This window comes from Mesorhizobium sp. WSM4310 (assembly GCF_007003935.1).
GTDB lineage: Bacteria > Pseudomonadota > Alphaproteobacteria > Rhizobiales > Rhizobiaceae > Mesorhizobium.
Genome location: NZ_VFTA01000043.1, coordinates 13039 through 39876, shown reverse-complemented (window position 1 = coordinate 39876; position 26838 = coordinate 13039). Strand labels below are relative to the sequence as shown.

Annotated in this window: 15 protein-coding genes and 2 pseudogenes; 8 read left to right on the top strand and 9 right to left on the bottom strand. The window is 59.0% G+C overall.

Features of this window, described 5'->3' with window-relative positions; all coding sequences use genetic code 11:
* Positions 1-197: 197 nt before the first annotated feature.
* Positions 198-2309 (bottom strand): catalase, encoded by a 2112-nt coding sequence (locus FJV80_RS30080; protein WP_142878162.1) that lies wholly within the window; start codon positions 2307-2309, stop codon positions 198-200.
* Between the two features lie 702 nt (positions 2310-3011).
* Between FJV80_RS30080 and FJV80_RS30075 the strand changes: the two genes are divergently transcribed.
* Together FJV80_RS30075 and FJV80_RS30070 are read left to right on the top strand one after the other, a co-directional pair.
* Positions 3012-3755, top strand: coding sequence for a DUF4142 domain-containing protein (locus FJV80_RS30075; RefSeq protein WP_142878161.1), 744 nt, complete (start codon positions 3012-3014; stop codon positions 3753-3755).
* 21 nt (positions 3756-3776) lie between these two features.
* Entirely contained in the window at positions 3777-4373 is a 597-nt protein-coding gene (locus FJV80_RS30070; RefSeq protein ID WP_095789570.1) for a hypothetical protein, read from the top strand.
* A gap of 74 nt (positions 4374-4447) precedes the next feature.
* Here the strand turns inward: FJV80_RS30070 and xth are convergent, their stop codons facing one another.
* Entirely contained in the window at positions 4448-5230 is a 783-nt protein-coding gene (xth, locus tag FJV80_RS30065; protein ID WP_095789569.1) for an exodeoxyribonuclease III, read from the bottom strand.
* A gap of 77 nt (positions 5231-5307) precedes the next feature.
* Between xth and FJV80_RS34745 the strand changes: the two genes are divergently transcribed.
* Entirely contained in the window at positions 5308-5457 is a 150-nt protein-coding gene (locus FJV80_RS34745) for a hypothetical protein (protein ID WP_185973342.1), read from the top strand.
* A gap of 751 nt (positions 5458-6208) precedes the next feature.
* Here FJV80_RS34745 and FJV80_RS30060 read toward each other — a convergent pair.
* The 7 genes and pseudogenes from FJV80_RS30060 to FJV80_RS30030 form a co-directional block, all read right to left on the bottom strand.
* Positions 6209-6772: pseudogene (locus FJV80_RS30060) on the bottom strand (NADPH-dependent FMN reductase); the annotation flags it as partial.
* 1690 nt (positions 6773-8462) lie between these two features.
* Positions 8463-9413, bottom strand: a complete 951-nt coding sequence (locus FJV80_RS30055) for a hypothetical protein (RefSeq protein ID WP_246689085.1) — start codon at positions 9411-9413, stop codon at positions 8463-8465.
* 594 nt (positions 9414-10007) lie between these two features.
* Positions 10008-12074, bottom strand: a complete 2067-nt coding sequence (locus tag FJV80_RS30050) for an FkbM family methyltransferase (protein WP_142878160.1) — start codon at positions 12072-12074, stop codon at positions 10008-10010.
* A 71-nt stretch (positions 12075-12145) separates the two neighbouring features.
* Positions 12146-13657, bottom strand: coding sequence for a discoidin domain-containing protein (locus FJV80_RS30045; RefSeq protein WP_185973343.1), 1512 nt, complete (start codon positions 13655-13657; stop codon positions 12146-12148).
* A gap of 144 nt (positions 13658-13801) precedes the next feature.
* Positions 13802-14899, bottom strand: a complete 1098-nt coding sequence (locus tag FJV80_RS30040) for a glycosyltransferase (protein ID WP_185973344.1) — start codon at positions 14897-14899, stop codon at positions 13802-13804.
* 19 nt (positions 14900-14918) lie between these two features.
* Positions 14919-15695, bottom strand: coding sequence for a DUF707 domain-containing protein (locus tag FJV80_RS30035; RefSeq protein ID WP_142878157.1), 777 nt, complete (start codon positions 15693-15695; stop codon positions 14919-14921).
* A gap of 26 nt (positions 15696-15721) precedes the next feature.
* Positions 15722-19471 (bottom strand): glycosyltransferase, encoded by a 3750-nt coding sequence (locus tag FJV80_RS30030; protein ID WP_142878156.1) that lies wholly within the window; start codon positions 19469-19471, stop codon positions 15722-15724.
* A gap of 902 nt (positions 19472-20373) precedes the next feature.
* Between FJV80_RS30030 and FJV80_RS30025 the strand changes: the two genes are divergently transcribed.
* The 5 genes and pseudogenes from FJV80_RS30025 (at position 20374) to FJV80_RS30010 (ending at position 26785) form a co-directional block, all read left to right on the top strand.
* Positions 20374-21018, top strand: coding sequence for a hypothetical protein (locus FJV80_RS30025; RefSeq protein WP_095776101.1), 645 nt, complete (start codon positions 20374-20376; stop codon positions 21016-21018).
* A 62-nt stretch (positions 21019-21080) separates the two neighbouring features.
* The gene (locus tag FJV80_RS30020; protein ID WP_143750390.1) at positions 21081-21395 is read left to right on the top strand and encodes a hypothetical protein; all 315 of its coding nucleotides are present in this window, start codon (positions 21081-21083) and stop codon (positions 21393-21395) included.
* A gap of 95 nt (positions 21396-21490) precedes the next feature.
* Positions 21491-21874 (top strand): annotated as a pseudogene (locus FJV80_RS35375) (DUF4347 domain-containing protein); the annotation flags it as partial.
* A gap of 2217 nt (positions 21875-24091) precedes the next feature.
* The gene (locus tag FJV80_RS34735; protein ID WP_185975288.1) at positions 24092-24271 is read left to right on the top strand and encodes a hypothetical protein; all 180 of its coding nucleotides are present in this window, start codon (positions 24092-24094) and stop codon (positions 24269-24271) included.
* 219 nt (positions 24272-24490) lie between these two features.
* Positions 24491-26785 (top strand): peptidase domain-containing ABC transporter, encoded by a 2295-nt coding sequence (locus FJV80_RS30010; RefSeq protein ID WP_185973334.1) that lies wholly within the window; start codon positions 24491-24493, stop codon positions 26783-26785.
* Positions 26786-26838: the final 53 nt, after the last annotated feature.

Sequence of the window (26838 nt, the reverse complement as noted above, 5' to 3'; positions counted from 1 at the left end):
GATGCTACAATGTAAAGTTGCATAACATACATTATGGAACCATTTTTATTGTTTTAAATCAAGTAGTTGTCTCGGTATCGCCGCGTATCTTTGTGCAGGTTGGCACGCTGACGAAAACCCACCAGACCCAGACCATCGCTGTGCTGATGCTGTGGCGAGCATCTTTTTCGCGTGCGGTGGCGTTCTTCGCTATCGTCCTACACTTTTACGCTGGCCTCCCTCGCCCAAAGCCGCAGCTTTCTGCAGGATTCAACATACGCGTCCACGGCGCCGGCGTCCGTTAACGGAACGAGGCCTTCATCGGCGGCGGAGTCAACGCCAGCTTTCATAAGCAAAGGCAATGCCCCTGGTGTGAACCCGATGAATTTGCAATGCGCAAACGCGTCTGCCACGAAATCCCGCGCCGCCGCTTCCCTCGTCAGCAGTTCCGCACCTTCTTCCGTTAACAGCAGAGCAACCGAGTCAAAGAGCACCGACGGCCCGCCATCCACAATGTGCCTGGCGACGATCGTAGTGTCATCGTCGGCGACTACGTTGCCTGCTTTCAGCGCGATCACCTCCATTGTTGCTCCCTCCGCCTCTAGGGCCGCTTGCAGCGCGGTGAAAAGAGCAGCATCCATACCATTGCTGACGAGCACACCGACCTTGCGTCCTTCAAAACTGTCAGGGCCATTTTCTATGATGCTCAAGGCAGGAGACGGCTCCAGATCCTTTCGCGGTGTCACGGCAGCGTCCGCCGCCTTAGGCATGTCGGCGATGCCAACTTTGTCCGCCACCGTCTGTGCCAAGCCCTCATCAATGTTGAGGAGATGAGCAATCATTCGCTCTCGGATAACCGGTGCCTCGACCTTGCTCAGTTCGAACGCGAGGGCCATTGCGATGTGGCGCTGCTCGGTAGAACTCTGGCTGTTGAAGAACTGGATTGCCTGGCTGTAATGATCCGCGAAACTTTCGGGGCGCAGTCTCACCGTTTGGCCGTCCTCGCCGTCGGCAAAGGATCGGAATCCTCGGTCAGGTGACTCCCTGGGCCCTTCACCAAAGGAGTTCGGTTGGTAGTTGGCCCGTCCTGTGGGGTTGTGCATCGCCATGTGCCCGTCCTGCTGGAAATGATGGAAGGGACATTTCGGTGCATTGATAGGCAGGTGGGTGAAGTTGGAACTTCCAAGGCGCTTCAATTGGGTGTCCAGGTAGGAGAAATTCCTGCCCTGCAAAAGAGGGTCGTTGCTGAAGTCGACGCCGGGAGGGACATTCTGCGTCATAAACGCGACCTGCTCCGTCTCGGCAAAGAAATTGTCGGGCATCCGGTCAAGGACCAATCGGCCAACGGGGATCGGTGGAAGGACTTCTTCGGGGATCAGCTTTGTCGCATCGAGGACATCGAAGTCGAAACCGTCCGCAAACTCCTGGTCAAAGAGCTGGACGCAGAGCTCCCATTCCGGGAAATTGCCCGACTTTATCGCGTCCCAAAGATCCCGGCGGTGGAAGTCCGGATCGGCGCCGTTGATTTTCACGGCTTCGTTCCACATGACAGACTGCATGCCGAGCTTTGGTTTCCAGATGAATTTCACGAAAGTGGATTCATCTGACGCATTGACCAGCCTGAATGTGTGAACGCCGAAACCCTGCATAAAGCGGAATGAGCGTGGGATAGCACGATCCGACATCACCCACATGACCATGTGCATCGATTCCGGCGTCAGGCTGATAAAATCCCAAAATGTATCGTGTGCCGACTGCGCTTGCGGAAATCCCCTGTCTGGCTCAGGCTTCACGGAGTGGATCACATCGGGAAATTTGATGGCGTCCTGAATAAAGAAAACTGGGATGTTGTTGCCGACGATGTCCCAATTTCCTTCCTGCGTGTAGAGCTTGACCGCGAATCCCCGCACATCGCGAGCCAAGTCGAATGAGCCCTTGCTTCCTGCGACGGTGGAAAATCTCACGAACGCCGGTGTCTTCTCGCCGGCGCGCTGGAAAATATCCGCGCGCGTGTATTTGGCTAGCGATTTGTAGGTCTCGAAGAAACCGTGCGCGCCATATCCACGCGCATGCACCACCCGCTCGGGGATGCGTTCATGATCGAAATGAAAAATCTTCTCTCGGAAATGGAAATCCTCGATGAGAGTTGGCCCGCGCGCGCCGACCTTGAGAGAGTTCTGGTCGTCGGCGATTGGGCTTCCCTGCGCGGTGGTCAGGGCCTTGTCGCTGCTTCCAGCAAGTTGGTGTAGCTCTCCACCCTCCCCTCTTACAAGGGTCTGATCATGGATGGTTGCAGTATTGATCTTCTTGGTCGTCGCCCTGCGCGCCATATGGTCCTCCTTGAGGGAACAGTTTCACTGAACAAGCTGCTCAGCAACCAGCGCAGAAGCGACAGGTTCCGCCCGAAACTGCGAGTTGTCGGATTTCTTTAATTGGACTGATGACGAAGGGATTTGAGGGCAGCTGCCGTCACTGCGCGGTTAGCGACCGTTGGCGCGCTACACGCGGAGGAGTTAGCTTGCGCGGTTCTTAATGGGCGATCGGTCATTGCGAACGCGTGCAGGGGCACGGCAAAGAACGCCGCCCTCGATCTACTGATGGCAACGCGACGCTTTCGCCTCGCTGAAACGGGACCGCGTAACTGCTCCTGGCTAGTGCAGCTGGCGCGGCACGAACCATGGCAGGTTCAACCGGGGAAGGCGGCATAAAGCATCACGCTCACCGAAATCTCACTGGGGCTTTCCAAGTCAGCGCATAACGCTTCCCGGCTAGCCTGACATGAGGTGAGGGTCGGCACTCGTCTTCCGCGCTGCTCCCTATAATGCGGGCCAGCTTCGATATCGGTATTCGATCTGTCTGCCGTGACATCATCCATGTGAAGGATCTGGCAACCGTCTCTCCAACCTAAAGTCTCGATCGGGGGGTAAAGCACCCCACTCGCTTCACAATCGGCCCGAGCGTTTTTCCATTGGAACCAAGCAAAGTCCGGGAGGTTTGCCTGTCATCGTCATCGCCAACGAAGGAGTAGCTGCATGAGAAATTCTTTTCGCCTGACGTCTCTATCGCTCGCCACCTCACTGGCGTTTGCATTGCCGTCGCTCGCCGCCGAAACCGCGCAAGACTTCGTAACCAAGGCCGCGATTGGCGGAATGTTCGAAGTCCAGTCGAGTAAGGTCGTCCAAGACAAGATTCAGGATCAGACGCTCAAGGATTTCGCCCAGAAGATGATCTCCGATCATGGGGCTGCCAACGCTAAGCTCGAAAGCATCGCCGGCGAGCAGAAACTGCAGGTGCCTGCCGATCTCGATGCTTCTCACAAGAGCGACGTCGACAAGCTGAAATCAGCCCCAGCACCGGTCGATAGGCCGTATGCGGACTTGCAGAAGGCGGCGCATGCCGATGCAGTCAATCTGTTCGAGACGTACGCGAAGGATGGCGACAATCCCGCCCTGAAAGCCTTCGCATCGGAGACGTTGCCCACGCTGAAGATGCATCAGGACATGATCCAGAAGCTTGCAACCAAGGCCCCTGCCGGCGAGAGCACCACGCCTGCGGTCACAAGCAGCGGCGCCAACAATCCCGCAGCTCCTTTACCCGGCGCCAACAGCTTCACGGAAGGCCAGGCAAAGAGCGCGATCGAGAAGGCCGGTTATGCCGACGTCTCTGCTCTGAAGAAGGACGACAAGGGCATCTGGCGGGGAACGGCGAGCAAGGACGGCAAGTCCACCCCAGTCGCTCTCGACTATCAGGGCAACGTCGTTGCCGGCACTCAGTAATCAGAAACAAAGGACAATGAGATGCAAACCATAACAGGATTGTTCGACAACTATGACGATGCCAACGATGCCATGGGCGAACTTGTTGCAACGGGCGTGCCTCGCGATGAGATCAGCATCGTGGCCAACAACGCGACCGGGTGGTACAAAGCCGACGAAACCGAGGCCGGTGAGGATGCGGCCGCCGGAGCTGGCCTGGGCGCCGTTATTGGCGGCGCCGGCGGCCTGGCGACTGGCCTCGGGTTGATGGCCATTCCGGGCCTTGGCCCTGTCGTTGCCGCAGGATGGCTGGCGGCCACCGCTGTCGGCGCGGTCGGTGGCGCCGTGGTCGGTGGGGCAGCTGGCGGCATTATCGGGGCTATGACGAAGGCAGGTGTCCCGGAAAACGATGCCCATGTTTATGCGGAGGGTGTCCGTCGCGGTGGAACGATGGTCACGGCCAGGGTCGAGGATAACCTCGCCCCGAATGCCGAACAGATCCTCAAGCAATACAACTCCGTCGACATCGCTGACAGACGCTCTGAGTACGAAGCCAGCGGCTGGACCGGTTTCGATCCAGAGGCCGACGTCTACCCTGAGGAAGACCTCCGCCGGGTCGGACGCGGGCGCGATCTCTGATGTAAACCGCGGGGCGGCGAAAGCCGCCCTGTCCTTCTCTTCGATCCGATCGATCTACCCGAGCGCCTAAGCGGCTAGCGACCCTTGAGGTCGACCCAGGCGGGAGCATGGTCGCTTGGTTTCTCCCATCCGCGCAATTCAACATCGACGCCAGCTGCGTGAATCCGGCTGGAAAGCGCCGGACTCACCAGAAGATGATCCATGCGCAAGCCGGAGCTGCGATCGTAACCGCCCTGGTAGGAGAAATTCCAGTAGGTGTAGATGCCTTTTTCCGGATGCATTGTGCGTACGGCGTCGACCCATCCGCTGGCCAACATGTCAGCATATGCCTTGCGACTCTCGGGGAAATACACCGCGTCTCCAACCCAGCGCTGCGGCACCACCGCGTCTATTGGGGTTGGGACGACATTGTAGTCGCCACACAGAACCGTCGCCACGTTTTCCTGGAGCAGCAGGTGTCCGTGGGCAATCAGACGGTCGAACCATCTAAGCTTGTACTCGAATTTTGGTCCCGGCGCCGGATTGCCGTTTGGCAGATAAAGACAGCCGACGATCAGACCATCGACCTCGGCCTCGAGATAGCGGCTGTGCGTGTCGTCCGGGTCGCCCGGCAGACCGCGTCGCCGTTCCAGGGGCACTCGTCCGCGAGCCAGGATGGCAACACCGTTGTATGATTTCTGACCGTGCCAGATCGCGCCGAAACCGGCGTCCTCGATTGCGTTGACCGGGAATTTCTCGTCCGATGTCTTTAATTCCTGCAAACAAACGATTTCGGCAGGGGTTTGGGACAGCCATTTCAGCAGCACAGACAGCCGACCGTTTACACCATTCACATTGAACGTTGACACACGGGTCATTGTCGATCGCATTGCGCCACCTATTGTGTTGATCTCGGGGGTGGATGACGTCGCCGCATGATATCGATAAGGCTGCTATGAAGATCATCCCAATTTTCAATTATGTCTTTGTCGGTAATGCCTTCTGCCTATGCTTCAATTACGAGCCGTTTCGCGAGTTCCGTTATGACGGCATTGTCCACGCGCCGGCCATCAAGCAGACCGTTTCTCTCCATCCACAGGTGTAAAAGCGAACGGCGCGCTGACATATCACTTTGGCGCTCCCGAATTCTCGATCGCATAGACAACAATTCGCCAGAGGCTTTCCCTCTCTCCATTCCACCTAGGCAGAAAGTTGACGCCGCGCGTGTTCATTTATTCATAAGCTCATGCACGCTTTTCCGTTCCGGTTGTCGTGGCGAGTGCCGGAGACGTTGCAAAAGTTGCTCCCGCGCGACTGGCGAAATTCCATTCCTGTCGACAGGAGCGCTGCCTACGCTAGATCGTTGGCGAGGGCTCTCGACAGGGTCAAGACAACCAGAAAGAAGGCTAAACCTGAAGATGCTCGAGCCGCGTTGAAGGGCTGGGCATTCTTCGCCGTTCTCATGGCCGGCATCTTTGGCGTGGCCCATGCCTTAATCGAAGTGTAAGTGACTAACGATCCCGTCCGGTTAGCATTCCATCCTTCCAGTCACACCGACCGTGGCCCGGCGCCTGGGGACGATCATTTCACAACTGCTTCAACCCGCGTAGCGCATCCCGCGCGTCGGCTCGCGCCTCGCTTGCTTCCGGATAGACGGCATAGGCCGGATAGTTGAATTCCCGGGCGCGCCTTCCACGACCTCCAGCTGCCCCGCCTCGATATGGGAAGCTGCGGCGCCCATGTACCTTCCGCCGGCGGCAAGGATGTACTTCAGCACGAGCGGACCAAGACCGACCATCAATCCCGGTCCTCCGAAGGCAGAGGAACTGGTACCATTCTGGCGACGTCAGGCGTCTTTTAGGAAGCACCTGAAGTACCCGTGCAATGAACATATGGAACTCCGCCATGTAGTTGCGCAAAAACTGCTCGGTGGATTCAACCGTCACTTCGCCGCTATCCGTGATCAGGCCCGGCGTGAACTGTATATAGGCTTCCGGGGCATTCATTTGCGGCGAATTGCAAAAGCTCAGCACGCTCCGCAGGTTCTGCTGGGCCACGGCGGTTCCGATAGTGCCGGGCGAGGTCCCAATGACGGCCGAGGGCTTGCGAGCGAAGGAATTCTTTCCATAAGGGCGGCTTGCCCAGTCGATCGCGTTCTTCAGCCCGCCTGGGATCGAGCGGTTATACTCGGGTGTTATGAAAAGCACTGCCTCCACAGCGGCGATGGAGTCTTTGAAAGTGCGCGCGACAGGTGGAAAGTCGGCATCGTAGTCGTAGCTATAGAGCGGCAAATCCTTGAAGGAAATCTCCGACATCTCAAGCTCTGGCGGGGCGAGCTGAACGAGTGCTTTTGCAAGCTTGCGATTGATCGAGGCATTGGCGAGGCTGCCGATCAGGTAGCCGACCTTATGCGTGGTCATGAAGCCCTCCGGCGTTTCCCACCGACCCAACCAGCAGTATCCGCTTAATCAAGGGTAGGAGCCAGTAAAATTTCGTCAGGTGTCCAAAGCCAATCACAAGCTTTGGATATCAATCTTGGCCGGGCAGGCAAGGCATTCGCCACGTCGGCGTGCTCGGCGATATGGCAGTCATACCGGTCAAATGCCCCGTTGACGGCGACCCTTTTTAACCAGCAATCATATCCCGCGGACGGCCACCTCGATACGTTCTTGTGGATTGTGCTAATCGCCGGCCTCCTGTGGCTGGGGTCGCTGCGCTTAAACGCAAGCCATTGATCCGGTCACTCTCCTGGCCGGAAACATGGATCGGCCCGCTCCGTCGCTGGCACTTCCGATTACGGCAAACCCATAAGTTGACTCAGTGCGGTTTCTGCAGGCGCGGGCGCGCAGGCTTGGACGCCGATGCTTCCTCGGTTCTTCGCGGCCATAGTGATGGTTAGCGTATGGACCCACTGGGGAATGCCGGATAGCCGCGATGGTTGGCGTAAGCAAGATTTCGCGCGTTTGCAGGTCCAGCGCCCCCGCTTGCGGCCTTTTCTATACTGAGCGATACTCTTTGGGGAAAGCTTGGGTTGTTGGGGGTGAACTATGCCAATTTACGACGTCGCAGAGATGTGCCTCGATCGAATTGTTAGATCGAAGGCAATCGAAGCATGTAGTCCAGACGCGGCTGCATTGATCATGAATTCACGCAGGTCAATCTCCCAAAAATGGGAGACAGATTGGATCCGCGTGACTGACGAAAATGGTGGGCGAGTATTCGCGTACACAATCGCCGATGATGGGGCCGACGATCCCTGTGTGTGATGCGCGGCGGACCTGAAAAGCGGGCAGTCCGTCGGGCGCCATTCCGGGCAGCCTGCAACGGAATTGCCCAGTTCAACGATTGGATGACGTGGCAACAACTCGCCGGGCAAGACCCCAGCCACCTTTAGCCCGGCGAGCCTGCTGCCTAATCAGGAGCGTGATCAGGCCCGGGATGACCCGGTGCCTGGTCCAATGCAAGATCGCTGCCAGCGCCCCTGTCCCGAAATGGGACGGCAACGCCATGTCGAGCGCCTTGTGTTTGTTTTGGGGGTCAACACCACGGTGCGCCAGTGCGCCTTGTCGAAGACATTGACCAGTAGGTCGTCAGGCTTGTCGGTCATTAATGGCCCCCCTCCTTCATATGCATGCTTCGCGCATATTTGCATTGGCGCATACGTCGACCAGCCGGCGGGCCGTGCTCACAAACAGCCCGTCGGTTATTCCCGGCTCCTATTCACATCCCAATCTATAGGCATCGGGCCGCATGGAGGACCGTCATGGAAGCAGTTGGCCTTTACCGGTGCCCAGGAATTCCACCATTTGCCTGCATCGTAGAGCGGGCCAAGGCTAGTTACATCAGCCAGGACGCCTACAGATCCGGCGGCTACAAGCCAGACTTCGACGCGTTGCCTTGGGAGGCTGAGTACAGGGCCGCAAAGCAAAAAGCCTAGGAGGGAAGCTCGGTTTTGGCGGCAGGCTGAACCGAACCCCGCCCCCTTTACCATCGAGCGATGCGGGCAACGGACGGGCGTTCGCACGAGCTTTTTCGATCGTCGCGAAGCCTTTGCCTCCTGCTGGTTCCCGTGCGGTCTCCGGAGATGACGGGTGGCGGGTTTGCTGCTGATCAGACTATGCGCAACAGCTCGCGCAGGCGGACTGGCAATCTCGGCGAAGCCTGCAACTCAACACAGCTCGCCTCCCAGCGCTGCAGATACTCGGCAATCGGGATACCGGTACGACCGGGCCAGCGATTGAGTGAGCCCAGTGCCTCGACGCAGCCTGGTGCGCGGTCGTATTCGGCGAGGATGGTCACCGACATCGCCTGGGCGAAAGGATTGAGGCCCGGTGTTTCGATTTCGCTGCGATTGTCCGCAAACCACGCCGCGGCGTTGCCCGTGAGCGCTTGGCTGTCGGCCAGCGTGGTATAGCCTCGGATAATGTTCTGACGATACCCGGCAATGGCATCGCCGAAGGCGTTGTCGCCGGCGAAGGGCGGGTTCTGCTTCCAGTCCATCGCCAGGCGGCCCAGCCCGCGCAGCGAGAAGGCTTCGACCATCGCTTCCTCGAGCCACTGGCAGGGTGGTGACGGCTTGGCCTCGGCCTGCCAGCTGTTGGCGGTGACGTGGCCGAGCTCATGCCCGAACTGGTAGGCAAGCTTCGACCAGTCGCGCTCGCCAATATCCACAATGATCCACGCCATGGTGCTGCCGTCCGGATGCAGCCAGACGGACGGTGGGCCTGACGTATGCTCGTCGACGCGAAGCCGGGTCGGCTGGCGATCGGAGACCAGGCGGACGCCATCCAGGCAGGCGTGCCGCATGCGCTCTACGACTTGCTCAGCTGCGCGCGGCAGCATGTGGCCCCAGTTGCCTGCGAGTTCGATGGGGGCGGAGAGTAGGGAGGTGGCGGTAGGATAAGGCGATGTGGTGGCCGCGCCGCTCGTGCCCCAACCGCCTGACTGAGTCAGCGTCGCAGGGGCTAGGCTTCCGGCTGCTGAGCCCGCAAACAGGGTAACGAAATCCCGTCGCCGCATTTCGATTCCTGATGTCCGATCCATCATAATGAGGAGCATCATGCGAAAATCACAGAGCGTGTCCGTGAGTGGGAACGCGCACTTCGACCTCAGGGTTCCACACTGTTTGACTAGGTAAGCCGAAAGCACGAGGTGTCCCCCCTGGGCAGAGCTGAGCTACTCCCAAGGATCGCCTCGGATCGGCGCGCCGATGGGCAGCTGATAGCGGACGGATGGTGCAGTCCCATTCAGGATGGAACGCGTAGCCGCGTGTCTTCATCCCGGCTCCGGACGTGAGCCTTTTTGATAAGTCGCGCTATCGACGTGCCGGGCGGATAGTGATGGACGTGGAGCACTAGGCCCGTCGCCGAGCTTTTGCTACTCGACCTTCTATACCCGGACACCCGTTCCATTTGAGCCGCCGCCATCGCGATGGTCAGCTCGCGGGCTTTCGGATAGCGCTCGCGCACGATCGCGCCAAGCCATTGGCGGAGACCTGCGAGACTGCCTCCAGACCGCACCATCCTTGCCCGCGCCCATCGAGCTCCGAGCCGACCAACTCTCACTTTTGCCGAATCCCGCTCGCAATGCGAATTATGTGTTGTGACGGGACTCTTAAGTTCGCCAGCTGTCGCAGCGCGTACCGCACTGGAAGCCCTACCATTCTGTTGAAGGTGGGAACTGCCGCACCTGCTCGGTGAGTCCCCACTCGGAACAGATTACCGAGAGCTTCCATTTGCTCGCAACATCCAATTGCGCAATGCGTTCCTGCCGGACAGTAAACCACGCATCTAATTCCGCGACGTCGCCATCGAAGTGGTCGACGGGCGAAATTCTTCGTAGAACTAATCCGAATCCGTCGAGCAACATTACAAGATCGTGAAAAAGTCTCTGCTTCTCGTAAATCGGATATAGGTGTGCTTCCAACTGCAAGCCCAAGCATCCGCTGAGCAGATCCCCAAATCCTTTGAGAATTTCAAATTCCGTCCCTTGCGTGTCTATTTTGATAACATCAGGCGGCGGGACTTCGCCGGCCAGAAATAATTCTAAATAGGTTTTCACCTCGACATCAATATTCGACATTATATCAAACGCCGGTCTCACCGAATATCGATCGAGGAACGTTCGATTAGGCAAACGCGTCGACGAGCAACCACTACTTTTGGTCAAATACAAAGTCGATATACCAGAGGCTTCGCCGAGAGCGCTCTGAATTACCACGACCTCCGCAAACCTGTTCGAGCTTTTCCTAAGTTCAACTGCCCTTGCCGGGTTTGGTTCGAACATCACCGCAACAATGCGATCCTCAACTTTTGACCATGACTGCTGAAGGCCACCGGCCGCTCCGATATCCGCTACCACGAGGTGTTTGCCAAGATCTAGATCGCGCCCCGACCGACTAGTCCACGACCTCCAGCTGTCGGCGGTTCTCACTTCGGGTCTTGCAGGCACAGATGCTGGAACTGAAGCGTCGATCATGTTGAGGAATCTGTCCGGAACAATCGCAAAACCACCTTTGAAACTTTGAGACGTGTTGGCACGATCTATTCTTAATCGGGATAAATCATCGGAAAAATCGAAGTCTCCTATGAGAGACGCATTAACTTCTTCAAGAGAATATGGAAACATTTTTCTTATAAATTCATCTTCGCTTAGTCTAAATTGCGTACCATGGCCCGTCCCCAACGAACTTTCCGCCCATTGAATGGACTGAGTCTTTCGTAAATTCTCGAGAGCCAGGTTTCGATCCATCGCTTTAAGATGAAAGAGGAACAGGCTTCTGTTTACCAACTGAGGGTACTGGCAACTATGAAATCCAGGATCCCACGTCAGTGGAATCCTAGAGATTAGAGGTTTACAATAATCTGCAGCAAATCGAACGTACCGCCTTTGAGACAATATCGGGCGACTTAGGTTGATATTCGGCTCCACATTCTGCAGATGCTGCACCTCGACACCAAGGGCAGTGACAAACTGGTCACACTGCCGCCCCACGAAATCTACGAGTCCGGCAAACAGCGCTGGATCCGGAATCAATATCTCATCAACGTCCGAGAATATCACCGCGTCGTAGTAGCAGAGCAAACTCGCTTGAAATCTGCTTACAAATGCCGATCTTTGGTACTCATCAAATTTGTCTCGAGGGACACGAACGGTATTTGCACGTCCTAAGTTATTTGTACTCCCATCGTCCGACCCGTGGTCTAGAACGAATAGGTTTTCTTCACCGACGGCCCGCCCGTAGTGCCGTCGCCAGATTGGCAGGAACACTCTCTCGTTGTATACCATCGTAACCGCGGCGATCTTTAGCTGCTTTGCCACGTCAGGTTCGCGAAGCGTGAACCTCTCCCACGCGCCGCATTCCGTGCGCGAAAGAGTGATCCGCCCATCAGATTCTGCACTGAGAAAGGCGCCTAGCGCCTTGAGTGCAATCTGGCCTCCGTCAAGACGCACCACTTCAAGAACGGTTGAAGTTGCGGTAGTTCCCGCTCCCAACGGCCCTACAATAGACCAGGAATGGTTGGTTGAGCAGGCTATCGGGTGAAGCGTCGTCAATACGACGTGCATGATTTGGGCGCGCGGTCCATCAAACACGAGTCTCGCATTCGGCGGGCTGATTGCGGGGGAGCCGTGCCGCAACTCACCTGTCGTCGGATCAACATTCAGAACGGTTCCGTGCGTCGTGAACACACGCATCGGCGATCCTGGTTGTTCTGTCGGCACGCCATCCTCCGATACCTAGCAGTTCATTCGGCCCTCTACCTACTTCAAATTGGTCCTTCTCGGAATCGAGTTTAGCACTGGAAGTGGCCATAGACTTCGACTTCCGATAAGTGCAGATACTCCCTTCGTGGAATCGAAATCCGCACGAAGCGGATCAGGACCGGTTCCTCGGCGCTCCACAGCAATGGGCGGCCGCTGCTGCACCCGCCAAAGACCTGCCCGGGCTCGGTGCGGAAGAGCAACGTCCATCGCTCTCCATCTGTTGATCCCTCCACAATCAGTGGCGAGGCTCGTCGCTGCATCCACTCTGGAATATTGTCACGATTGAATATCCTAATAGCTAACACTTGAGCTAGCTGTTCAAGGTCAACCATCCACCACGGATTTTCGGTATTGTTAGTGTGAAATCCCAGCACTTTCGCTGGATTTCCGTTTGCGGCATTCCCCGCGTCTTCCTCCACGGTGCGGCCATTGGACCATTGACTCACGGAACTTTGAGTGGCTCGCTTGTTAAGCGCGAGATTCGGCAGCGACAGGTCTATGCGCGGTTGCGCCTCAAGCTCGCGGACCGGCTGGTAGCCCCGCAGTCTACCAACTTCGAGATAGTGGTGCAGCGGATCCTCGAACCACCCTTCGCTTATCTCCATTGCGGCGTCGATGTATCGGTGCGCGTACCAGACGGAGTCGAAGGTGATGGCAGACCCCTGCGCCGCCCTCGTCGGCAAGCCGTTGTCGTAGTTCTCCCTCGGCACACGCAGGAAAGGAGCGGCGGTCTTCAGCAGCGCGACCTGATTGCGCGATATTTCTTTCCATCTGCCTGATATCCGTTGGTGATATTCCAGGCTCTGTTCCTCAGGCAATCCATAGTTCAACGGAAATAGAAAGTATCTATAGCGAATGTCGTCAACCGGCAGCAGATCGATCTCGCGATGGTGCGCTGGATTGTAGAAACCACTGAGTGGAAGAAAGATCGTCTGCGCTCGGGAAAGCCACGCCGCTAACCAGGAGAACGTACTGACCGCAACGACAATGTTCTTTGCGGAACGAATCAAATCGAAGTCCGCCCTAGGCCCTTGGCTGTCGTAAAATATAGCTTTCGGGAAGCGAGATTTAAGCTGTCGTACGTACTCTGAATCGGCGAGCTGTCCGGCAAACACCGGATTTAGCCCTGTCGAAGCGATCACATCCTCATAAAACTCTATTGGAAGCAGTGGATAGTGGGGTACACCCTGAAGAATTTCAGCGGTACGAACATTAATCAGCAAGTCACTTTCGCCGATTTTCCGCGAGGGGGGACTGTAAGGGAAAAGCGGTTGATAGACGTGAGGCGGCTCAAGGAACTCCATCCTCTGCAGATGGTCGGCCATCATTATGCGGACCGACTCGCTCCGGTTCGCAAGAACGCAAATCTCATTAATGTGAGGCCGGAAAGCGTCCCAGGTCCATAGATCTATATTATCAAAAAAGTGTTCATTCTGCGTATCGTCGGGAATTTCCAGATCCCACTCCGGAATCGAAACGTTAACAATGCTACAATTCGCAACCCGCTTAGATATTGTTAGAGCACCCATATACTGGATCATTTTATTTGCTAAATTGCCTCGATGCCTCATAACGACTACGCGCCTGCGCGTAAAGTGATTATCTTTCGTCAACTGCATCATCGCGCCACACGCCTCCGTAGTCCCCGTCCCGCCATACTTACTGACGGATTTTCGAACCCCACATCAAAACTGTTTAACAGTTGCACCACCTTGCGCAATATTCTTCAACTGACAGAAGTGTTGCAGGTTATTTTTCAACCTGTTGTTCTCCGGGTCCAAGTTCAGCGCCCTTTGTCCCCATTCCACGGCGCGGTCCATGACATTGAGGCGCCATGCCGCGATGGCGCCAAGGTCGTACAGCCGAAACCCCCAGCAGTTCGCGTCGTCAAGGTAACTACCTGTGCGGTAGGTCTTTTCGATCCCATTGGTGCTGGCCCAGAAGAGATTCAACCAGTCGGCCTTGCCATGAAACTCTTCGGCCAGGTCAAGCCAGATCTCGCGCCGGTGCGGTGCTTCCATCCTCGCCTTGTCCAGCCAGGACAATTTCTGCTCTGGCCGCATGCGCGCGATATAGCGCATCGCCTCGGATCGTTCTTCCGCCCACTTGCTTGTCGGCAATTCAAGGTAGCGCTCAAGCAGTTGAACGGCCCGCTCTTGTTGGTTGGCCCACATCAAGTCCCGCCCGAGCCAGAAGCAGATCTGCGCGTCGTCGGGATCTTCCTTGTGCGCAACCTCCATCAGTGGCAGGTAGCTGCTCCTTGTTGGCTTGGTGAGGTCCTGCACTTCGAACATGACAATGTCGTTGCTGTTCGTGGTGACCTCTCGATCGCCGGTGAAAAACAAGGCCTCATGCACTGGCCGCTTGAAACGATATCCCCAGCGATGGTGAAAATTCTTCGCCGGCCAGCTTCGCAGCGGCGTAGGGTCATCGACACTCGATCTGTAGACCGTCTGGCAATAGAGGGCTGTCGTCTCGGGCGTCCAGGCCGCCTCGAGCTTCGGCCGCCAGCCGGGCTCGAGAAATCGATCCATGTCCATTGTACAGCAGACATCGACGTCGGGCGGGATTAGCGCCATGGCTGCGTTGCGGGCATCGTCGAAACGCCACGGGCGGACCGCTATCCGGTGCACGGTAACGCCGGCAGCGGTCAGCCGCGCCACCGTGTCATCGGTACTGCCGGTGTCAGCGACAATGCGATAATCGGCGTCGACGGCCGAGTTGGCCCAGCGCTCCACGTTTGCGGCCTCATTCAACGCTATGGTGTAGACGGCGACTTTCACCAGAAACCTTCCATAGGATCTATGAGCGAAAGGAGTATGTTCGGTAGACAAAACGTATCGGCCTGGCGATGTATGGATTGGTATCGATCATGGTAAGAATTGACTTCATCTCTTCATAAGGATCAACACCGATCGAGCGAAGATACGAGTAAAATGCACCCGTCTCGTGATTGCTTACTTGGGTATGCCGCATCAGAAATTCATCGACGATGCCCGCTGTCCAGCGGTCCGCGAGGTGATGACCCCAATATAGATCCAGTCCCCATCCTGAGATCGATAGGTCAAAGGAATGGAGCATCTCCTGCAGGAAGGCGCGCCTGAAGAACGGGGCCATGACCTCGACCCAATTGGTGGTCCGCAGCTTGAGGCCGGGATGCTCGCGTGTCAGCCCCATCGCGTCGATGCAATCCGGGGTCAAGGCGGGTTGAGCAAGATCAAGCGAATATTCTTCGCAAATTGCAAAAAAAGCATCCGGATTGAAAAGAAGTTCTATATCGTCATCAAGAAATAAGGCCCCCTCATAGACGTTATGAAGGTCTGTAGCCTCGAAGAACCGTTTAGCGCCGTGCATTTTTGATCGGCCGCCCGCAAAAACAATTTCGGCCCTATTTCGAAGAATATCGTCCCGGTGTGGCGTAGCGTAGTAATTTATCGCGAGGTCGTACTGGCGCTCCCCTTGCGGGATCTCGGAAAAAAACGAAGGGCGACGCTTCGATCCGGCGCGTATCAGGACGAGATATCGCCTCGGGTCCCTCGGGACCGATAACAGCTGAATATCGTTCGAATTCTCAAACATTGAACCGACGGTTCTCGCTCAGATTGTTACCGAGTATCCCCAGTTCCCGCGCACTTGCGTATGGCTACGAGACCACCCATCAGCTTGGCGCGATTCAACTCGTAGTGGCTGTCGAAGAACAGGATTTCGGCGAACTGACCGGCAAGCGCGCTCACCCCCAGCGGATCGACCGAACGCGCGCTGCCCTGCTCCTTGATCTCACGCAGCAGGGTCTTGGTCAGCGTGATCTTGCTCGCGTCTTCACCGGGCGGCTGCCAGTCGAGGTCTTCGATGAAGTACCAGCCACTCGGTTTAAGCAAGGAAAAGAATTCGCGAAGCGTAAGCTGTTCCCCAAAGGACGCGTGGCTGCCGTCGTCGATCACCACGTCAAGTGACTCAGGCTCGAGTTTCGCGGCGATTTTGCGCAGGTCCTCCGCCCTAGACTGATCGCCGACAAACGACCTGAACCTATCATTGTTCAGATGGGAAAGATCGTTGAGGTCGACGCCGATCACTTGGCTAAACGGAAAGTACTTTTGCCAAAGGCCCACCGATGCTGGTGTGGCCCGATCGTCGATCGCCGCGCCGCGGTGCTGTACGATCTCCATAATACGCTGCACCGCAAGCCGGCGGCTCGACAGCAACCGATCATAGACGCGAGCATAGCAGTGCCGGTTGCCTGTGTGTCGATTCTTGTCGGTCGGAAATTGGTCGGCAAGCTTCGTTAGCGAGGAAAATCCGGCGAGGGGATCCATCAGCGACGAGATCAACGGCGCCCCTTCGCCGCCCAGCCGGGCCTCATTGCGCGCCGTCCACAGATGGACGCCGAACACCCGCTCATCGTTCAGATAGTCGGCCAAGTCCGCTATCGGCTTCTCGAACCGGTCGATCTCGGTCCAATCGATGGTGTTGAAGAACATTGGGCTGAACACCCATTCTCGCAGTTCGGCTCCCGCGCTGGAGGCAATGTAGTCGGATAGAAGCTTGGGGCCGATGTCGCCGAACTCCTTGCCGCTGGCGTCATGGAAGCGCGAGATCGACAACTCATACAGGGCCCTGAGATGACTGCAGTAGGGTCTGGCATAGATGACGTTACCGCAAACAAAATGACCCTTGTGCGATCCGCGCCATTGCAGATTGAAGAAATGATCGCCGCGGAACGGGAAGGCTCGCAGAAGGATGATATCGGAATCCATCCATAGCCCACCATGCTCGTAAAGCAGGGCGTAGCGAAAGATATCGCTGAAATACCTGATCTCGGAGCCGGCGACGATCCGATCGAACAAGGCTCGCGGCATGACGTCGTCGGCATTGCGGAGTTCGACCCCGTGCGGGACGAGGAATTCGAGCTTCTCCGGTGCGAAGCTCCACACCCGCACCGGATGGCCCGCTGCCCGCATCGACGTCGTGGCAGCGATCAAAGTACGATGCTCGGCCTTGTCGGACATTACCTGGTAGAAGCAGTTGATCTGCGGAAGCGCGGTACCGTCGCTGCCAAGGAAGCGGGAAATCCGCGCGTCGAACTGGTGCGATCGTTCCCGCCGTTCCGGCGGAGAATCGACGTCGCGCAGGAACGGCGCGAGCTCATGGAAGATGTCGTCTGCCGACTTCATTCCGCCAGGGCCGAGGTCCTTGCCTTCCGACGGCGCCTGGCTTGCGTCGCCCATGGCTCCGTTGTCAGCACAGTCAGGCTTGATCCCTGCTTTGGTTGGCGCAGCGCCATGCCCCGAGACCAGCGTCACCCTGGACGCCGTGCCGGCCGCACCTGATGGCAGGCTATCCACGTCGTCCAACATCGACCTAACCTCCGCCTCGTCGACGGTCGCGATCCAGGATTCGCTGTCGGTGACGCTGTAGGAAATCACCAAACGCCTTTCGTCAGGGTGCCACGCCAGCCCGGCAGCAAATTCGACGCCCTTTTTGTCGAAGAAGAACGGCCGGCTTACTTTTCGCAAGGTGTTGGCTTCATCGAACCAGACGAACCGATGCAGGTAGTAACGCCGCTTCTCGGCGGCCCGCCACTGGACTTCATGAATCAATGCAAGCCACCCGCCGGCAAATGCGATCAGCTGTGTTCCACCCCTGAAACTCTTCGCTGCAATTGCGGGAGGAGTCTCGCTGAGAGTCGAGCCCCGCTCGTCCACGGTCCGGGTGGGATCGCAAAGGTAGATGAATTGCAACGCCTCTGCCCCTCCCCCCACCGTGCCTGGCTTGACTTGCGGCATCCAGTTCTTCTGGTGCAGCCGCGGCCCCGCCGGGCGGAGTACGCGCCAGTCGGTGAGCCGGCAGGAAGCGTCCTCATCAATGCGCGCGACGATCTGCTCGCACCAGCCCTCCTCCGTCAATTCGCGCACGCACGAGACGCCCCATAGCGCATCGCGCCAAGCGAACAGGCGCATGTCCTCAAATCCGAGAACACGGTCGTTAGTGGGTTCCGGCATATCGGCCGGCGGCAAAACCTCGCTTGCGGACTGAATGGCGAGCTCATCACTTAATCGGAGAAGGAAATTGCGCGTGTGAACCGGCACTCCACCCGGCGTGTCGTATTGCAGGTTGTCTTCGGCCAGCGTGTAATTCACCGTTCGCTGCAAAAGCACGATCCGGTCGCCCAATCGAGCCACCGACTGGTTTGACGACCGATAGCCATCGGGCGCCGTAAAGCCGACCGGACGCGCGCTAAAGGACGGCATCATTGTCTTGGCGGACTTCACATAGAAGAACAGGTTGGACCACGCCAACTCCCTCGGGCCATCGTCGATTGTCCGGTTCAGCGCCAGCCAGTTGCATGCCGCGAAACCACGGTCCTTGCGCACGGGGTCGCGCGCGTAGTTTGCCGCTATCGCAAACTCTTCCACCATGCCTGTCGTGTAGATGTAGTCCTCGATAAACAGGATGTCCTGTTCCGGCCGCTTAATCGCCAGCCCCGCTTCCGAAAACAGGGCGCTGGCGTGGTTCATCCCTTTGTCGCGGTAGAACCGGGCCAGGTCATAGAGCGGCTCGGCTCGTTGCGGCCGTTGATTGAAGGCGGCAAGCGCCTGCTCAATGAAGCCGGGCTCGTCGCCCAGTTTGCGCAGGCAGCGAGCCCCCTGAAGGCGGGCGTTCCACGCCTCCTCGTCCCAGCCGCCCATGGCGGCGCGTTTGGCGTAGGCCACCGCGGCCTCCGCGGTCCGGCCGGCATCGCGATAGGATTGCGCCAGGTAGAACCAGTAGCGCTGATTTTCCGGATCCTTTTCGAGGGCTTCCAGCAGAAGCTTCGCATCACGTTCGAATTTGTCGACGCGGTTCGATCCGCTGGCGTGGTCCTTGTACCAGGCACCGCGCAGCTCCTGCACGCCCCCAGGCACATCGAGATATTCGTGGGTCACACCGTAATAGCGCGCGCCGGCGTCGCGCCTGACCAGGCGCGTGTTCCAATAGGCCAAGCCGGACTCCGACCGCTGCAGCAGCCGATAGCCCGCACTGTCGAGCCGCGATCGGAAGCCCGCGTCCTCGACCATCAGCTCCATGTCGGCGTCGTCAAACAGCAGATAATCGTAGGCGAGTGGCGAGGCATAGGCGTGATCGAGCGCTGCGTTGCGCGCCTGCTCGAAATTGTGGAATGGGAATTCGTGCAGCTCGCCGGGCAGGTTGCGAGCAGCGAAGAACGATTTGATGAAATCCTGGGTCCCGTCGGTCGAGCCGGTATCGCCGATGACCCAGCAGTCAATGTGGTCGACAACCGCACCGAGACAGCGTTGAAGGTTCGCCATCTCGTTCTTGACGATCATATTGAGGCAGAGCCGCTTGCCGTTTGTCATTCGTGATCCATCGGCCTTCAATGCGACTGTCGGCGACAGGAACGGTTCGCGTGTCGCCGCGCTTGCCGGATCCGTTTCGATGCGGATTCGCCGAGCCTGGACCGCTCATGCCTTCGCCCGCTGTAGCTGTCCACTTGCCAGTCCGGCTGCGCAACAGCTTCTATTTCAAAGATCCGATCACTCCTTCTCATGGATCCTATAGGTCGTTCTCAGGAAACCGCGCTTAACCTTGTCCACAGTGGTTAGCAGCCAGCCGTCGGGCCAGCGGGCGGCAACGGCGACCGTGAAAGGAGGCTGCTTGAACTGCAACGCCGGCATTCACCGCTCCGTCCGGTCTGACCGGTAAGTTCTGTATTTCGCCGCCATTTGCAGGCTGCCGTCAAGGCCGAGGCACCAGCGTCCGCTGAGACATTGCCAACCCGTCTGGCTGCGCCATCGTCGATAATTTGCATGGAAGATGGAGACCTTCAATTGCTGTCTAAAGCAGGCAGGATTGCAAGTAGTCCTATTAAACATCTGATTGTCATACCGATTCTCCAAGCCATCTCCCCTGCAATTGCCAAAGCGGCACTACCTCGTTCGAGCTAATTTAGTAGTTGCTTAATTTATAGTTTACAATTTGCTAATTTTCGAATCTACTAAACCGCGGTGTTGAGGGGCCCTCGCAGTTTGGACGGCCGAATGCCGGAATATCTGCGAAATTCTTTCTTGGGAGTTGAGTTAGAAGGGTCTGGGTTATCAAGGACGTTTCGCGGATTGGAAGGCGCGTCCACCGGGCACGCCAGTTATATGTCGCGACCATGTCCCCCCTTGGTTTGGAGGCGGACGACTTCCCATTCCCTTAAGAATTGTCGCCGAGGCATCGGCGCCATCGTTGATGGGAGTGGGTGTTGGGTCGAGTCTTGCCACGTGCGCACGGGAGGGGTGCACAGCCTCGGTTCGGCTGGCCGCAAAACCATCAGCCGGCCGATCGCCCGGAGTTCGGTGAGCACCAATATGCGCGCGAGGCAGACCCCGCCGCGCTGGACGCAACCGGCATTCAGCCTGAACCCGCCCTAAACCAGACCGGCTTCGCCATCGGCCGCGTACGCGAACTCGGCGCGGACCCGGCGGTGGCGACCTCGATTGTCGCAGATCACTTGTCGTTCAACGTCATTCATTTGAAGGACGACGGCTTTCCAATCCCGGAGTTTCCTGACGAGCCGACGCCGAGCCTTCGGCGTAGCCTGGAGGGATTGCGTAGTGGGTGGGATGACATCGCCTGCCGACCGGCGGTGCCGTGGTACAGCACCCCGTTTCGGACGGCGCAGATTCATTTGCAGACAAGCGCTGGAAACGATCGGCCAGACGCTGCAACCGATGCTTTGGACATCGGCGGCAATCCCTTCATGGCAGTTGCGGGCGGCTCACGGCGGGGTCGTCCACGCTTCGCTGATCCGCCCCACGATGCGGCGCCGTTCGATGCCACGACGCCGCCAACCCGACAGAGACTATCCGCCCGCTCGATCGCGCCGACCTTGCTGGCGCAGCCGATCGGCGGCGATTGAAAATTGAGAGTGACGACAGAAAAACGCAGCGGCGCATTCGTCCGCTGACCACGGAGAGTATCATGAGCTATATAACAGGGTTTGCAGTCATGGAAGTTACCGTTAGAGGCGCCTTGCCCATCGGCGACACGACCGAAAATGTGCCCTATTTCATCCTGGACACGGCTAAGAGCGCCATCGTCGGTCAGGTCATCCTGCCCAAGGCCGTCAAGCGAAGCCTCGCTGTCGCTGTCACCGTCAAGGTTCCGGCCGCAGCCGGCTCATTTGCGATTGGTACGTTTGACGATGGCGGGAATTTCCAGGCCTGCAGCTTTCTCCGCGTAGAGAGCCCTTCTGTCCAACGACCCGACGGCGCCGTCGGTCTATCCGGAAGATGACCGTCCAATCTCCTTGTCGTTGTCGCGACCGCACGCCGGCCTAGCGTCGGGCGGTTTTTCCCTAGGATTGAGTTCAAAGCCAACAGGAGCCAGTCATGGCCCGTGCCTCTGAAATTCTCTTTGTCGATCCTTCAGTCTCCGATCTCAACACGGTTCTCGCCAATCTGAGGGCCGAAGTCCAAGCAATAGTGCTGGACGGCCGCCGACCGGCGGCACAGCAAATCGCCGCCGCGTTGTCAGGGCACGAAGGGCTCGACTCGGTCCACGTCATCGCTCATGGCGCGCCTGGCCGGGTTAGCTTTGCTGCAGGAGAGTGGTCGGCCGCCACAATGAAGGAAGATGCTGGGGATCTTGCTGCAATCGGCAGGGCGCTTGCAGCGGACGGCGAGCTGCGGCTGTGGAGCTGCGAGACGGCATCAGGGAATGCAGGCGAGACCTTCATAGGGGCTTTGGAACGGGCGGTCGGCGCGGACGTCCGTGCATCCCGGTCGCTGGTTGGCGCAGCCGCCCTGGGCGGCGCCTGGGAACTTTCCGAATCCTCCCCTCTGCCGCCAATCACTCCAGTCGGCGTGGCGAATTACGCGGGGGTACTTGAAGCGGGCGACCTGACGCTTACCGGCACTGTAGATGCGGGCAGCAGTAAAAGCATTAATACATATTACCTTATTGACACACAGAATACACCGGCTACTACAGACGACTCGGTTGTTGGTAGCTTTGTTCTTCCGTCCTCAGCTAATGTCGCCGCTCCAAATTTTGCGATAACTATAACAGTCCCTGATATTACTCACACGTATCTTATCTACGATTCGGGATTTCGCCTATACGGCACGCTTTCCCCTACCGTCCCCGCCACTAATCCTCAAACTTATACTTTCTTTACCGAGACCATCAACAATATCGGCGCCGCAGGCAACGACGGCGATCACTTTAAAAATGGCCAATTGACCATCGCGAGTAGTGGTGCTGTGGGTGCAACAGGCCCTGCAGGCCCGACCGGAGCCACGGGTGCTACCGGTGCGACAGGTGCCACGGGGGCAACTGGAGCGACGGGTTCGACCGGCGCCACGGGCTCAACAGGTGCGACTGGCGCAACGGGTGCTTCAGGTGGCACCGGCTCGACTGGTGCGACAGGCTCTACCGGTGCAACCGGAGCGAGCGGTGCAACAGGAGCCACGGGGGCGACTGGCGATACGGGTGCCACGGGTTCGTCTGGCGCCACAGGTTCGACCGGCGCGACCGGAGCGAGTGGTGCAACGGGCTCCACTGGCGCAACAGGCTCGACCGGTGCGACTGGCTCGACCGGTGCGACTGGATCGACTGGAGCAACTGGAGCGACTGGATCGACCGGCGCCACGGGTGCCACGGGTTCGTCTGGCGCCACAGGTTCGACCGGCGCGACCGGAGCGAGTGGTGCAACGGGCTCCACTGGCGCAACAGGCTCTACCGGAGCGACCGGTGATACCGGAGCGACTGGCTCAACCGGGGCCACGGGCGATGCCGGTGCGACAGGCTCGACTGGTGCCACGGGCTCGACCGGTGCGACTGGCTCGACTGGTGCCACGGGTTCGACCGGTGCGACCGGCTCGACCGGTGCCACGGGCTCGACCGGCGCAACAGGTTCGACTGGTGCCACGGGTTCGACTGGCTCGACCGGAGCAACGGGCTCGACAGGTGCCACGGGTTCGACCGGTGCCACCGGTTCGACCGGTGCGACTGGCTCGACTGGTGCAACTGGCTCGACTGGTGCGACCGGGGCAACTGGCGACACCGGCGCAACCGGAGCCACGGGTGCAACTGGTGATACCGGGGCGACTGGTGCAACGGGTGCCACTGGCGACACCGGCGCAACCGGAGCCACGGGTGCCACTGGCGATACCGGAGCGACCGGAGCCACGGGTGCAACTGGTGATACCGGAGCGACTGGTGCGACCGGGGCAACTGGCGATACCGGCGCAACCGGAGCCACGGGTGCAACTGGTGATACCGGAGCGACTGGTGCGACGGGTGCCACTGGCGACACCGGCGCAACCGGAGCCACGGGTGCCACTGGCGACACCGGAGCGACTGGTGCAACGGGTGCCACTGGCGACACCGGCGCAACCGGAGCCACGGGTGCCACTGGCGATACCGGAGCGACCGGAGCCACGGGTGCAACTGGTGATACCGGAGCGACTGGTGCGACCGGGGCAACTGGCGATACCGGCGCAACCGGAGCCCCGGGTGCCACTGGCGATACCGGAGCGACCGGCGCCACGGGTGCAACCGGCGATACCGGCGCAACAGGCTCGACTGGCTCGACTGGTGCCACCGGCTCGACTGGTGCCACAGGTTCGACTGGAGCAACCGGTGCGACTGGCGCAACGGGCTCGCAAGGTCCGACAGGCCCGACCGGAGGAACCGGTTCGGATGGTGGTGGAACCGGTAGTCATGGCAACAACGGCCACGGCAACGGAGAACAGCCCGCACCGGGCAATTCCGGGAACCATAACAATGCCGACAACAGCGGACATCAGGGACAGGGCAACTCTGCCGGTGGTCAGGGCAAAGGAAACGGGGGGCAAGCCGCGGTCACGTCCAACACGCTCGGGCTCAAGGACACCACACAGTTCCTGCAATCCGGCTCGGCTGACGGTAACAGTGATCCCGGCAAGAATGCGTCGTTCGGCCAACTGGTCAGCCTTGCGGCGACTTCGGTGACGACAGACCTGCTGAACGTCCTCAAGACAATCAGCGGATCTGGCAACAACCAGAACAAGCCTTCCGGAGCGAGCACGGATCTCACCTCGGATCAGACCAAGCCTGGCGCCGGCTACGCCAGCAACGACCACGCCGTCAAGACGTCCCTGAAGGATCTTTTGAAGCCGCACGAGTGAGCGGCGAATGGACCTGGACCATGACTGGTCCAGGGTTAAAACGGGCGCGCGGGCTTCGCTGGAAAGCGGGTCCGCGCGTCCAACATCCCGGACAGGGATTGGCATGAGAGTCGCACGGCGAATCAATTCGGAGTACAGTGGCGGCATGATCGAAACCCTCGGCAGGGACGCTTCGGCCCAAGAATTGTCGAGTTCGCTCTCGTGCCGGAAGACAAAGCCATGGTGAACCTCCCCGTGAACGCCGAAATCCAGGCGGTCCCGATCCAAGCCGGTTCTGCGCAAGGCGACGCGGCGGGCGGCGAAAGTACTATGGCGCGGATCCCTGGTGGTCCGGCCGAATTCGACAAGATCGGGCCGCGCCTCAAGGCGATGCTGCGAGCCGCCCGCTATCACGGTGTCGAGCTCGACCCGAACGAATTCAGGGCCGCGAGCGCCGTTCCGGCCGCCGCCGATCTGTCGCAGTGGGCGCAGGACGCCGGCATGTGGTCACGCGCCGTGCGCATCCGCTGGTCCCACCTTCTGCGCTTCCAGGACGCCGGGCCGGTCGTGCTTTTGTTCAACGATGGCGGCGCGGCTCTCCTCACCGGGGCGAGCGCCGAGCGAAACGTCGTCTTCCTGAAGAGTGCGGATGCACCCGACGATGGTGAGGCCGTCGCCATCGACGAGCTGCGGCTGTCGCAGGTGTGGACGGGCGAGGCACTGCTGGTGCGTGCCACGCGATCCTATGTCGCGGCGGACGCGCCCTTCACCCTTCGCTGGCTCGCCGAACTGGTGCGGCTCGAAAGCCACGCCCTGCGCGATATCACCATCGCCTCGTTCACGCTGAGCGTCCTTACCATCCTGCCGCCGCTCATCGTCATGACGGTGGTCAACAAGGTGCTGCAGTTCAACAGCATCTCGACGCTGGTGCTCCTATCGGCGGTGATCGCCGTGGTTTTCGCCTATGAGACACTGCTTGGCCATGCACGGCGGCTGATCATCAATGTCGTGGGCGCCCGTCTGGACACCAAGTTGCAGTTGCACGTCTTCAGCCGGCTGTTACGCCTGCCGCTCGACTATTTCGAGCGTCATCCGGCCGGCGAGACGATGTATCATCTCGCCCAGGTCTATCGCATTCGCGAGTTCCTGACCGGAAAACTCCTCAGCACGTTCCTGGATATGATTACGCTGTGCGTGCTGGTACCGGTCATGTTCTACATCAACCCTGCCCTCGCCTGGATCGTGCTGGCCTGCGCGGTGGTGATCATGCTGATCATCCTCGCTTTCCTGAGGCCGCTGCGCCGCAGATACCAGCGGGTGGTCGACGCCGAGACCTGGAAGTCGGCGGCACTGGGCGAGACTGTCGTCGGCATCAAGACGGTGAAGGCGCTCGGTCTCGAGCCGCAGCGCAAGGCGCTCTGGGACGAGCGGGTGGCCGAAGCGGGAAAGGCGCGTCTCGCCTTCGGACAGCTGGCAAGCTGGCCGCAGACCCTGGTCACGCCGATCGAACGCGTGATGGTGCTCGGCACCATGCTGATCGGCGCCTATCTCGCGATGAACGACCGCACCGGCTACATGGTTGGCGGCTTGTTCGCCTTCATGATGATCGCCCAGCGCGTGGCGCAGCCGCTGGTTGGCCTAGCGCGGCTGGTTGAAGACTACGAGGAGGTCGGTGCGGCGATCGGCGAGGCAGCGTCGGTCCTCAACCGGCCGCTGGAGAGCAGTTCGAATTCCACCGGCCTGAGACCCAGGCTGGTCGGCGAGGTCGTGTTCAGCGACCTGACCTTCAGCTATATCGCCACCAAGACGCCGGCGCTCGACCGGGTCAGCTTCCACATTCCGGCCGGCAGCATGTTTGGCATCGTTGGGCGCAGCGGGTCGGGAAAATCGACAATCGCGCGCCTCCTGCAGGGGATTAACCGCGACTACAGTGGTTTCCTTAAGCTTGATGGCGTCGACCTCAAGGAAATCAACCTGCGCCATCTTCGCCAAGGGCTCGGCGTGGTCCTCCAGGACAACTTTCTGTTCCGCGGGTCGATCCGCGACAACATCATCGCCGGCCGCCCAGGCCTGACGCTTTCCGACGCCATGCGCGCCGCGCACCTCGCCGGTGCCCAGGAATTCATCGAGCGGATGCCGAATGGCTACGACACCTACATCGAGGAAGGTTCGCCCAATCTGTCAGGCGGTCAAAAGCAGCGGCTGGCGATTGCGCGCGCGCTCATCCACGATCCGACCATTCTCATCCTCGACGAAGCGACCAGCGCACTCGACCCGGAGAGCGAGGCGGTTGTCAGCGCCAACCTCATGCGCATAGCCAGCGGGCGCACGATGATCATCGTTTCGCACCGGCTCGCCTCGCTGACCGAGTGCGACAACATCCTTGTCATGGATCAGGGCAAGGTCCTCGACGTCGCGCCGCACGCGACCTTGCTCGAACGATGCGCGCTCTATCGCCAGTTGTGGTCGCAGCAGAACCGGCACCTCGATGGCCGCCACGGCCGCCCGGTCGCTGTCCCGCCGCGGTTGGTTTGATCATGTCGCGCGCCTCATATTCGCATCAGGTCCGGTAACCCATGAGCAGCACC

Coding starts and splice junctions, on each gene's coding strand:
- FJV80_RS30010 (WP_185973334.1), top strand. CDS start 24,491: ATGGTGAACCTCCCCGTGAACGCCGAAATCCAGGCGGTCCCGATCCAA.
- xth (WP_095789569.1), bottom strand. CDS start 5,230: ATGACCCGTGTGTCAACGTTCAATGTGAATGGTGTAAACGGTCGGCTG.
- FJV80_RS30035 (WP_142878157.1), bottom strand. CDS start 15,695: ATGTTTGAGAATTCGAACGATATTCAGCTGTTATCGGTCCCGAGGGAC.
- FJV80_RS30070 (WP_095789570.1), top strand. CDS start 3,777: ATGCAAACCATAACAGGATTGTTCGACAACTATGACGATGCCAACGAT.
- FJV80_RS30075 (WP_142878161.1), top strand. CDS start 3,012: ATGAGAAATTCTTTTCGCCTGACGTCTCTATCGCTCGCCACCTCACTG.
- FJV80_RS30020 (WP_143750390.1), top strand. CDS start 21,081: ATGAGCTATATAACAGGGTTTGCAGTCATGGAAGTTACCGTTAGAGGC.
- FJV80_RS34745 (WP_185973342.1), top strand. CDS start 5,308: ATGAAGATCATCCCAATTTTCAATTATGTCTTTGTCGGTAATGCCTTC.
- FJV80_RS30055 (WP_246689085.1), bottom strand. CDS start 9,413: ATGATGCTCCTCATTATGATGGATCGGACATCAGGAATCGAAATGCGG.
- FJV80_RS30080 (WP_142878162.1), bottom strand. CDS start 2,309: ATGGCGCGCAGGGCGACGACCAAGAAGATCAATACTGCAACCATCCAT.
- FJV80_RS30045 (WP_185973343.1), bottom strand. CDS start 13,657: ATGATCCAGTATATGGGTGCTCTAACAATATCTAAGCGGGTTGCGAAT.
- FJV80_RS30030 (WP_142878156.1), bottom strand. CDS start 19,471: ATGACAAACGGCAAGCGGCTCTGCCTCAATATGATCGTCAAGAACGAG.